The organism is Collinsella sp. SGI.180, from assembly GCF_050313455.1.
Taxonomy (GTDB): domain Bacteria; phylum Actinomycetota; class Coriobacteriia; order Coriobacteriales; family Coriobacteriaceae; genus Collinsella.
Map to the genome: position 1 here is coordinate 137,703 of NZ_JBNPLL010000004.1, position 7,413 is coordinate 145,115.

General features: G+C 60.9%; 5 protein-coding genes. All 5 read left to right on the plus strand.

Translation table 11 applies throughout. From position 1 onward, the window contains the following. The first annotated feature begins 177 nt into the window (after positions 1-177). The 5 genes from ACQRAP_RS03205 (at position 178) to ACQRAP_RS03225 (ending at position 7,213) form a co-directional block, all read left to right on the plus strand. Complete coding sequence (locus tag ACQRAP_RS03205; protein WP_427727853.1) at positions 178-1,335, plus strand: IS110 family transposase; 1,158 nt, start codon at positions 178-180, stop codon at positions 1,333-1,335. A gap of 207 nt (positions 1,336-1,542) precedes the next feature. Continuing rightward, positions 1,543-2,667 carry an aminotransferase gene (locus ACQRAP_RS03210; RefSeq protein WP_427729067.1) on the plus strand — a complete coding sequence of 375 codons (1,125 nt, stop codon included), beginning with the start codon at positions 1,543-1,545 and terminating at the stop codon, positions 2,665-2,667. A gap of 578 nt (positions 2,668-3,245) precedes the next feature. Continuing rightward, positions 3,246-4,487 (plus strand): arginine deiminase, encoded by a 1,242-nt coding sequence (gene arcA / locus ACQRAP_RS03215; RefSeq protein ID WP_427719164.1) that lies wholly within the window; start codon positions 3,246-3,248, stop codon positions 4,485-4,487. Between the two features lie 104 nt (positions 4,488-4,591). Next, positions 4,592-5,587: an ornithine carbamoyltransferase gene (gene argF / locus ACQRAP_RS03220; RefSeq protein ID WP_154515223.1), complete on the plus strand. Its 996-nt coding sequence runs from the start codon at positions 4,592-4,594 to the stop codon at positions 5,585-5,587. A gap of 138 nt (positions 5,588-5,725) precedes the next feature. Then, positions 5,726-7,213 (plus strand): YfcC family protein, encoded by a 1,488-nt coding sequence (locus tag ACQRAP_RS03225; RefSeq protein ID WP_370450555.1) that lies wholly within the window; start codon positions 5,726-5,728, stop codon positions 7,211-7,213. The last annotated feature ends 200 nt before the right edge of the window (positions 7,214-7,413 follow it).

Genomic DNA, 7,413 nt, shown 5'->3' on the forward strand with positions numbered 1-7,413 from the left:
GCGCCTCCGGATGGCCGTCTGCCCCTGCCCCGTAGAGGGCCCGGGGGGTGTTGCCACCGGGGGCGCTCGCCGCTCCGGACGACTGATAGGAAACTGCCGGGCGCAAGCGCCACGGCCAGGTAATGTGGGTGTCGCAGGGAGGGGTTCCGATCGGCCTACCGATTGGAGGATAACACCGTGGCACCACCTAGAATGCCGGAAGCCGTCATCGGGCTCGATGTCGGGAAATTGTCCCATTGGGCATGCGTCGCGACCCGGGACGGCGAGATACTGCTGAGCGCCCCCGTCGCGAACAGGGAGGGCGATCTGGACTCGCTGTTCGGCCGCTTCCCCGACGCGCTCGTGGTCGTCGACCAGTCGCGCAACATAGGCGCCCTCGCGCTCGCCCGCGCCAAGGCGGCCGGGATGTCGGCGGCGTACCTGCCGGGACTCGCGGCACACGGGGCCGCCAGGCTCTTCGCCGGCGACGCCAAGACCGACGAGCGGGACGCAATGGTCATCGCGAAGACGGCGCTGGGCATCCCCGACGCACTCCTGCCGGTCGGGGATCCGGGCCCGACGGTCGCGGCGGCGAGGGCGCTGGCCGCCCAGAGAAACTTCCTGACCTGCGAAAACACCAGGAGCAAGAACCGGCTGCGCAGCATCCTGCTGGAATCGTGCCCCGCCTTCGAGGCGTTGGTCGACCTGTCCGACGGTCCCCAGCTGAGGCTCATGGCATCCCTCGGCGGGGCCTGGTCGGTGGCCGACGCCGGGCCCCGCAGGGCGGCGGCGCTCACGCGCGGGGCGGCGCGCGGCAAGATCGAGGCCCTCGTCCGCTCGACGGCCTCCTCGACAAGGCCGGATGCGGCGGCCATCGCCGCCGAGGACCGGGCGGTGAGGCTGCTCGCGCGCAGGATCTCCGAGAACTCGGCGGAGATCGATGTGATCACGGCGGAGATATCCGCCCTCCTCGAGGGCGACGATACCTACCGATGCCTCCTGACGGTGCCGGGGATCGGCCCCAAAACCGCTTCCGAGCTCGCGATCTCCATAGATATCGAAGACTTCCCAAGCCACGACAAGCTCGCGTCGTACTGCGGCCTGGCGCCGCGCAACCGCCAGTCGGGGACCTCGATCTCCTCGGTGACGGCATCGCGCCAAGGCAACAAGAGGCTGAAGAACCTGCTCATATTCTCGTGCAACTGCCTTACCCGGACAGAGGGAAGATGGGGCGATTACTACGCTAGGTGCCGAGAGCGGGGCATGCCGCACGGCAAGGCGCTCAAGGCGCTGGCACGAAAGAGGCTGAAGGTCATCTACGCGATCATGCGGGACAGGGTGCCCTACGCCGCCTAGTCGAAGCGCTCCGAACAGATTGGAGCCCATCGGCCGAAAGGCCTGGCGTTAGCATGTCGCGATTCAATCTCGAAAACAGCATTGCCCAGTTGACAAAACTATAGGAACACCCCCAACGGTGTCGGCTTCTTTGCCTTTTGGGCATCATCTCGATTCCCATGACCTTTGCCGGCATCACCCCCGTGTTCTAGCGATTGGAGCCTAACCATGGATATCAAGACGATCGGCGTTGAGGAGTGGCTTAACGTTTGGGAGAAGAGCGCCACGTGGGATATCGCCCAGTCGACGATCTCCTCGCTTACCATGGGCGAGCTGCGCGCGCTCGACGAGCAGGACGGCGCCACATTCTACGAGCGCCTGGATCGCGAGAAGATGAACTACGGCTGGATCGAGGGTTCACCGGAGTTTAAGGCTGAGGTCGCCAAGCTCTATCGTCGCGAGGTCAATCCCGATCACATTCTGCAGACCAACGGCTGCACGGGTGCCAACCTCAACGCCATCATGGCCGTGGTCGAGCCCGGCGATCATGTCATCGCCGAGTGGCCTACCTATGCGCCGCTCTACGAGATCCCGCGTTCGCTCGGCGCCGAGGTCGAGTATTGGGAGCTTCGCGAGGAGCTCGGATGGAAACCCGATATCGAGGAACTCAAGCGCCTTGTTCGCCCCAACACGAAACTCATCTGCATCAATAACGCATCGAACCCCATCGGTTCGGTGCTTGATGCCGATACGCTCGGTCAGATTGCCGAGATTGCCCGTTCGGTGGGCGCCTACGTGCTGTGTGACGAGGTGTATCTGCCGCTCGAGAACACCGAGTCCTTTATGTCGATGGCCGACGTGTATGAGAAGGCCATTGTCACCAACTCGGTATCTAAGACCTATTCGACGCCTGCAGCCCGCGTGGGTTGGGTCGTGACCGACGAAGAGGTGTCCAATCGCATCCGCACCTATCGCGATTACACCATGATCTGCGGCGGCGTGTTCAACGATGCCCTGGCGACCTATGTGCTTGAGCAAAAGGACAAGATTCTCGAGCGCAACCGCAAGATCGTGTCTGGCAATCGCGATATCGCGCAGGCTTGGATCGATACGCAACATCGCGTTTCATGGACGGCCCCGCAGGGCGTGTCTACCTCGTTTATCCAGCTTGATATTCCCGAGGACGACGAGGAGTTCTGCAAGCGCCTGTTGTCCGAGAGGGGAGTGCTGCTGGTGCCCGGCAGCCGTTTTGAGCTTCCCTGCGGCGCACGCCTGGGCTACTGCGCGAGCGAAAATGTTCTTCGCGAGGGCTTGAGGCTTCTGGGCGAGGCACTGGCCGAGTTCGATCGCTAATCTCTTGAGGCCCTCGAAGGCCTAAACCTTACTTGGCCCTAGGTGTACCGAATGCAGACCCGCCCCTTCTGGGGGCGGGTCTGTTTGTCTTTGCCGCCGGAAAAGTCAAGTTGTTACAAATGGAGACGCAAGATCGATCGGGTATTCGACGGGCCTTATACTAAGCTTCCGGTGAACGGTATCCAACGTCTGGTAAACGGTAATCTGTTTGCTAAAAATGAATAGGACAAACTTTTTTATGAATAAAAATCAAAATGGTTGAGAGACAGCAAGAATTGCGAATTCTATTCATATAGTTGCGCGAAATATGCAATCTGAGGGTGGTTTAATAAAGTTTAGTTCCATTTGATTTTTGGATTGAAAACGCGTTTAAGCACGTAAATACACTTTATTAAGATGAAGTGTGCCATGCGTGAAGTATATGTGTATGCCGTTCACCCCCTATAAAAAACCGTTCGGGGGCAAGGTGGAAGTATGGGTTGAATTTGGATATAAATATGTCGTCAGCAATAACGCCTCACACGGAGGGGCGCTAACGAATCGGCCCTGACAAGGGCCCGAAAGAAAGGTAGGAGGCCATGACGAAAGGTCTGCACGTGCCTTCCGAGATCGGCAAGCTCAGGAAGGTCTGCCTGCACCGTCCCGGCGACGAGCTCCTCAACCTGCCGCCCGACGAGCTCGAGCGGCTCCTGTTCGACGACGTCCCGTTCCTGGAGGTCGCGCAGCAGGAGCACGACACCTTCGCCCAGATCCTGAGGGACCAGGGCGTCGAGGTGCTCTACCTCGAGAACCTCGTCGCCGAGGTGTTCGACCAGGTCCCCGGCGCCCGCGACGAGTTCACCGACCAGTACATCGCCGAGGCCGGCATCCGCGGGAAGCACATGCCGCAGATCGTCCGCGAGAAGCTGGACTCCATCGAGGACAACCTCGAGTTCGTCAAGAAGACCATGGCCGGCATGACCAAGGCCGAGATCGAGATGCCCCTCACGGCCTCCACGACCCTCGACTCCCTGGTCAACTCCGAGTCCGAGTCCGACCTGATCATCGACCCGATGCCCAACCTCTACTTCACCCGCGACCCGTTCGCGGTCGTCGGCGAGGGCGTCAACCTCAACCGCATGTACTCGGTCACCCGCAACCGCGAGACCCTGTACGGCAAGTACGTCTTCAAGTACCACCCCGACTACAAGGACGTCTCCCTGTACTTCCGCCGCGACTGCCAGTTCCACACCGAGGGCGGCGACGTGCTGAACATCAACGAGAAGACCCTCGCCGTCGGCATCTCCCAGCGCACCCAGGCCGCCGCTATCGACGTCATGGCCCAGAACATCTTCTGGAACTCCGACTCCAAGGTCGAGCGCATCCTGGCCTTCGACATCCCGGTCTCGCGCGCCTTCATGCACCTCGACACGGTCTTCACCCAGATCGACGTCGATAAGTTCACGATCCACCCCGCCATCATGGGCACCCTGCGCGTCTACGAGCTGACCGCCGGCAAGAACCCGGGCGACGTGAACATCCGCCTGATCGAGGACACCCTCGAGCACGTCCTGGAGGACGCCACCGGCGTCGACCAGGTCAAGCTGATCCCCTGCGGCGGCGGCGACCCGATCGCGGCCTCCCGCGAGCAGTGGAACGACGGCTCCAACACCCTGTGCGTCGAGCCCGGCAAGATCTGCGTCTACGCCCGCAACACCGTCACCAACGACGTGCTGTACAAGGAGGGCCTGGACCTTCTCGTCGTGCCCTCCGCCGAGCTCTCCCGCGGCCGTGGCGGCCCGCGCTGCATGAGCATGCCCTTCTGGCGCGAGGACCTCTAAGTCTTTCCGTTTCCGGTGCGGTCCCCCTACAACCGCACCGGTTTTGCCCGTCAAACGGGCAACACGAATACTTGCGTAATTCATTTTTCGAAAGGAAACGAACCATGGGTGTTAACCTCTCCGGCCGTAGCTTCCTCAAGCTCCTCGACCTCACCACTGAGGAGATCGAGTACCTGCTCAAGCTCTCCAAGAACTTCAAGGATATGAAGCGCGCTGGCGTTCCGCATCGCTATCTCGAGGGCAAGAACATCGTTCTGCTCTTCCAGAAGACCTCCACTCGTACCCGCTGCGCCTTCGAGGTCGGCGGCATGGATCTGGGCATGGGCGTCACCTACCTCGATCCGGGTTCGTCGCAGATGGGCAAGAAGGAGTCCATCGAGGACACCGCCCGCGTTCTCGGCCGCATGTATGACGGCATCGAGTTCCGTGGTTTTGCCCAGGACGACGTCGAGGAGCTCGCCGCTAAGTCCGGCGTGCCCGTGTGGAACGGCCTGACCACTGAGTGGCATCCCACCCAGATGCTCGCCGACATCCTGACCGTCCAGGAGAACTTCAACTACGACATCAAGGGCAAGACCCTCGTCTTCATGGGCGACTGCAAGAACAACGTTGCTCGCTCCCTCATGGTTGTCTGCTCCAAGCTCGGCATGAATTTCGTGGCCTGTGGCCCCGAGGAGTGCATGCCCGCTGACGACGTCATCGAGGCCTGCAAGCCTATCGCCGAGGCTAACGACTGCACCATCAAGCTGACCACCGACGTCAAGGACGGCGTCACCGGTGCCGACGTTATCTACACCGACGTGTGGGTCTCCATGGGCGAGCCTGACGAGGTTTGGGCCGAGCGCATCGCTCAGCTCACCCCGTATCGTGTCACCTCCGAGGTCATGGCTATGGCCAACCCGGGTGCCATCTTCCTGCACTGCCTGCCCAGCTTCCACGACACCAACACCACGATTGGCGCCGAGAAGTGCGAGCAGTTCGGCATTACCGAGCAGGAGGTCACCGACGAGGTCTTCGAGAGCCCCGCTTCCAAGGTTTTCGACGAGGCCGAGAACCGCATGCACACCATCAAGGCTGTCATGTACGCAACGCTCAAGTAAGAGCCTTTAAGCATTTCGCTCGGGGTGTATTGCTGCACACCCCGAGCGGTTTGTCTGGTAAATATCTTGCGTCGGGCGGTGGGCACGGCACGGAAGATCCGCTTCGCGCGAGAAAGTTAAATGATTTATGAAGGGGGGATGAGAACCATGACTGAGACCGCAAAGAAAAAGCGCGGTATGCCTTCATCGTTCACCATTCTTCTAGCTCTGCTGGCAATTGTTGCAGTGATTACCGTTATCGTCTCCGGCACGTCCGGCGGCGCTGTTACTGCAGCCCGTCTGAGCGATTTCTGCACCGCCCCGATCCTGGGCTTCGCTGACGCTCTGCCCGTCTGCCTCTTCGTTATGATCCTGGGCGGCTTCCTCGGTATGATGACCGAGACTGGCGCTCTGGACAACGGCATCGCCGTTCTGGTGCAGAAGCTTAAGGGCAACGAGATCATGCTCGTTCCTGTCCTTATGCTCATCTTCTCCCTCGGTGGTACCACCTATGGTATGTGCGAGGAGACCGTTCCCTTCTACGCCCTGCTCGCCGCTACCATGATGGCTGCCGGCTTCGACCCCATGGTCGGCGCCGCTACCGTCCTGCTCGGCGCTGGCTGCGGCTGCCTGGGCTCCACGGTTAACCCGTTCGCCGTCGGCGCTGCCGTCGACGCTCTGACCGGCGTTGGCATTGAGGTCAACCAGTCCATCATCATCGGCCTCGGTGCCGTCCTGTGGATTGTTACCACGGCCATTTCCATCTTCTTCGTCATGGGCTATGCCAAGAAGGTCAAGGCTGACAAGGGTTCCACCATCCTGTCGATGCAGGAGCTCAAGGACGCCGAAGAGGCTCACGGCAAGGCTGCTTCCGAGGTTAACAAGGAGGTCAAGCTCACCGGTCGTCAGAAGGGCGTTCTGATTGCCTTTGCCTTCACCTTCGTCGTCATGATCGTCGGCTTCATTCCGCTGGCCGACCTCAACGAGGGCGTCGCCAACTTCTTTGACGCTGGCGCTGTCTACGATGCCGACGGTAACACCGTCGTCCAGGGCTGGTCTGCCCTGATCACCGGCCTGCCCATTGGCCAGTGGTACTTCGACGAGGCTTCCACCTGGTTCTTCCTCATGGCTATCCTGATCGGTATCATCGGTGGCCTGTCCGAGAAGCAGATCGTTAACACCTTCATCACCGGTGCCGCCGACATGATGTCCGTTGTTCTCGTCATCGCCCTCGCCCGTGGCATCTCCGTCCTCATGGCCAACACCGGTCTCGACGTCTACGTCCTCGACGCTGCCGCCAGTGCCCTGGCTGGTCTGTCCGGCGTGATCTTCGCTCCCATGAGCTTCCTGGTCTACTTCGGCCTGTCCTTCCTGATCCCGTCGACCTCTGGTATGGCTACCGTCTCCATGCCCATCATGGGACCGCTGGCTGTTAAGCTCGGCTTCTCGCCCGAGGTCATGGTCATGATCTTCTCCGCCGCCATCGGTGTCGTGAACCTGTTCACCCCGACCTCCGGTGCCATCATGGGCGGTCTCGCCCTGGCCAAGATCGAGTGGACGACCTGGCTCAAGTTTGCCCTTAAGCTCATCGTCGTTCTCTCCGTCGTCTGCGCCATCATCCTGACCGTCGCCTGCGTGTTGATCTAAGTACCCAACGGGTGCCCCACGGAAACCTTGACGATCCTGTAGAGGATCACTTGGTCATCGTCTGTCCGGTGGGGTCAACCCACCGGTAGACTCCTACCTTTAGCCCCCTCCCGTTCCGTGCGCGGGAGGGGGCGCTCGCTGACTTATGCTCAACCTGCGATGTTGCCATTGTTGGTGCAGGGGAAGTGCGTTTGGGGCAG

Excerpts from the sequence above, each read along its gene's own strand:
- ACQRAP_RS03210 (WP_427729067.1), top strand. The coding sequence starts at position 1,543 with ATGGATATCAAGACGATCGGCGTTGAGGAGTGGCTTAACGTTTGGGAG.
- arcA (WP_427719164.1), top strand. The coding sequence starts at position 3,246 with ATGACGAAAGGTCTGCACGTGCCTTCCGAGATCGGCAAGCTCAGGAAG.
- argF (WP_154515223.1), top strand. The coding sequence starts at position 4,592 with ATGGGTGTTAACCTCTCCGGCCGTAGCTTCCTCAAGCTCCTCGACCTC.
- ACQRAP_RS03225 (WP_370450555.1), top strand. The coding sequence starts at position 5,726 with ATGAGAACCATGACTGAGACCGCAAAGAAAAAGCGCGGTATGCCTTCA.